Source organism: Halomonas sp. AOP43-A1-21, from assembly GCF_052376775.1.
Taxonomy (GTDB): Bacteria; Pseudomonadota; Gammaproteobacteria; order Pseudomonadales; family Halomonadaceae; genus Vreelandella; species Vreelandella colorata.
Window position 1 is genome coordinate 1 of record NZ_JBQSWC010000079.1, and the last position, 2254, is coordinate 2254.

A 2254-nucleotide genomic window follows, 5' to 3' on the forward strand; every position below is an offset into this window, starting at 1 on the left:
GTAAGCGCGCCACTAACCACATCTAGCTAAGCATTTCTCAGGTAGGTAAGGTTTCTTTCCAGTGCCAGGGCAACAGTGCACTGAGATCGTCTTCGTTCAGCGTCGGCAGCGTTTCGAAGACGTGCTGCAGGTAGCCGTAAGGCGACAGGCCGTTGGCTTTGGCCGTTTCGATCAGGCTGTAGATTGCCGCGCTTGCTTGCGCTCCGCTTGGCGTGTGGCTGAACAGCCAGTTCTTACGGCCAACCACGAAGGGACGGATGGCGTTTTCGGCCGGATTGTTATCCAGCGGGATGCACCCGTCGTCAAGGAAGCGGGTCAGGCGTGGCCACTGGCCATCCAGATAGTGCAGGGCTTTCCCTAGCGTGCTTTTGGGTAGCACCTGCGCCTGGGACTTGTCGAGCCAGGTGCGCAGTTGAGTGATCAGTGGGCGGCTCTTTTGATCGCGTAACGCCTGGCGTGCTGCAGGTGCCAGCGCTCTGGCCTGTTTTTCAACGCCATAGAGCTTGCTGATCTGGTTCAGCGCCCATCCGGCCTTGCCGGTTTTATTTTTCGGCTGCGCTTTCTGAGCCTCGATGAACTTGCGGCGAGCATGCGCCCAACATCCAGCATGGGTGATGTCATTACGCCGCACGACCTCGGCATAGCCTTCATAACCATCGGTGAGCAGGCAGCCACTGTAATCGCCCAACAAGCGTAGGGGCACACGCCCGGCACGACTGGGGTCATAGTCGAACAACACGACCTGTTGACCCGGCGGACCACCGCGCTGCACCCACATGTACGAGGTGGCGCTGGCCTTGCGGCCTTCTTCCTGATTAACCTGCAGGGTGGTCTCATCCATGTGGATCAGCGGGGCGTTTAGCAGTTGCTTACGCAGCGTCTCGATCAGCGGCAAGAGGCGCTCACCGGTCTGCACCATCCAGCGTGCCAGTGTATTTCGAGGCAGATGGGCACCGTGGCGGGTAAAGATCTGGCTCTGCCGGTAAAGCGGCAAGGCATCCTGGTACTTCGCGGTAGCGACATAGGCCAGTAAGGTGGCACTGGCATTGCTCTTGGGCAGCAGCTTGGCCGGTGCCGGGGCGGTCTTGACGTTTCCTTCGCAGATTGGGCAGGCGTATTTACGCCTCACATGACGGATCACTTCTACCCGTGCGGGCACAACATGAAGTTCTTCACTGACCTCTTCACCGATGACCTTAAGCTCGGTGCCGTCTTCGGCACAACAACGCTCGGTAGCGTCCAGCGTATGCACCACCTCGACACGAGGCAGTTCAGGCGGCAAGGCGACGCGTCCGCCGCGGGTACGCTTGTTGGCCGAAGGTGCGACATTATCAGGCGGCGTTGCAGAAGCGTCGCCATCGGCGACGTCAGCGGGCGCCTCATCTGCGGCACCTTCGTCGTCATCGACGATGAGTTCGGCCTCATTAATCAGCAGATCGCCCTGCTTGATGCCGTACTTTTCCGTGGAAGGGCCAAACTGGCGTTCTAATGCCAGGCGGAACTGCTCATAAAGTGACTGTTTGGTGGCTTCCCACTGCGCCTCTTTTTTCTCCATCAGGCGATGAAGTTGCGCAATCTCTTGCTGCTGCGCTTTGACCTGGCGCTGCAGTTGGGAGATGTCCTGGGCGGGGGGCGTGGTGCTTTTCATGCCTTGAAGTGTATCAAAAAACCATTAAAAAGCGGAGCAAAAAAATCAGCCAACACACTTAAAATTCAATGCTTTATGAGGCTGCATGGCCTTCAGGTCATAGCCGTCTAGCAGCCAGTTCAGTTCCTGGCCACTTAAGGTCACGGCGTCACCGTCCAGGTGCGTTGGCCACTTGAATCGCTCACGCTCCAGGCGCTTATACCAGACGACAAAGCCGTTACGCTCCCAGAACAGTAGTTTGATTTTATCCCGCTGGCGATTGCCAAAGACAAACAACGCCTTATCAAACGGGTTCAGCTCCATGGCCTCCTGAACCAACAAGGCCAGCCCGTCGATCTGTTTGCGCATGTCCACCGATTCGCGACAAAGGTATACGGTCAGGTGAGTGCTCGGACGGATCATGGCGCCACCGCCACTTTTACAAAACGGGCAGGACGATGACGGGGTGGCACCGGTAAGCCGCGAACGTTCAAACGTTTTTCCCAGAGCAGTAGATCGGCTAAGGTAAGTTCTTGTTGCGAGGCGTATTCGCTGAGGGGAATCTCGCGCACCGAGGCGTGATACAGATGCCCGAGCCAAAACGCCTGCATGGAGTTGAGTTCTTGG

Annotated in this window: 3 protein-coding genes; all 3 read right to left on the bottom strand. The window is 57.5% G+C overall.

Annotation, left to right across the window (positions count from 1 at the left end; translation table 11 throughout):
* Positions 1-37: 37 nt before the first annotated feature.
* Positions 38-1648, bottom strand: coding sequence for an IS66 family transposase (gene tnpC, locus ACT3R7_RS20600; RefSeq protein ID WP_096276661.1), 1611 nt, complete (start codon positions 1646-1648; stop codon positions 38-40).
* Between the two features lie 45 nt (positions 1649-1693).
* Entirely contained in the window at positions 1694-2050 is a 357-nt protein-coding gene (gene tnpB, locus ACT3R7_RS20605; RefSeq protein WP_096276659.1) for an IS66 family insertion sequence element accessory protein TnpB, read from the bottom strand.
* Positions 2047-2254: hypothetical protein (locus tag ACT3R7_RS20610; RefSeq protein ID WP_192539969.1), on the bottom strand; the 208-nt coding region annotated here is incomplete at its 5' end. The genes tnpB and ACT3R7_RS20610, both read right to left, overlap by 4 nt.

Excerpts from the sequence above, each read along its gene's own strand:
- tnpC (WP_096276661.1), bottom strand. The coding sequence starts at position 1,648 with ATGAAAAGCACCACGCCCCCCGCCCAGGACATCTCCCAACTGCAGCGC.
- tnpB (WP_096276659.1), bottom strand. The coding sequence starts at position 2,050 with ATGATCCGTCCGAGCACTCACCTGACCGTATACCTTTGTCGCGAATCG.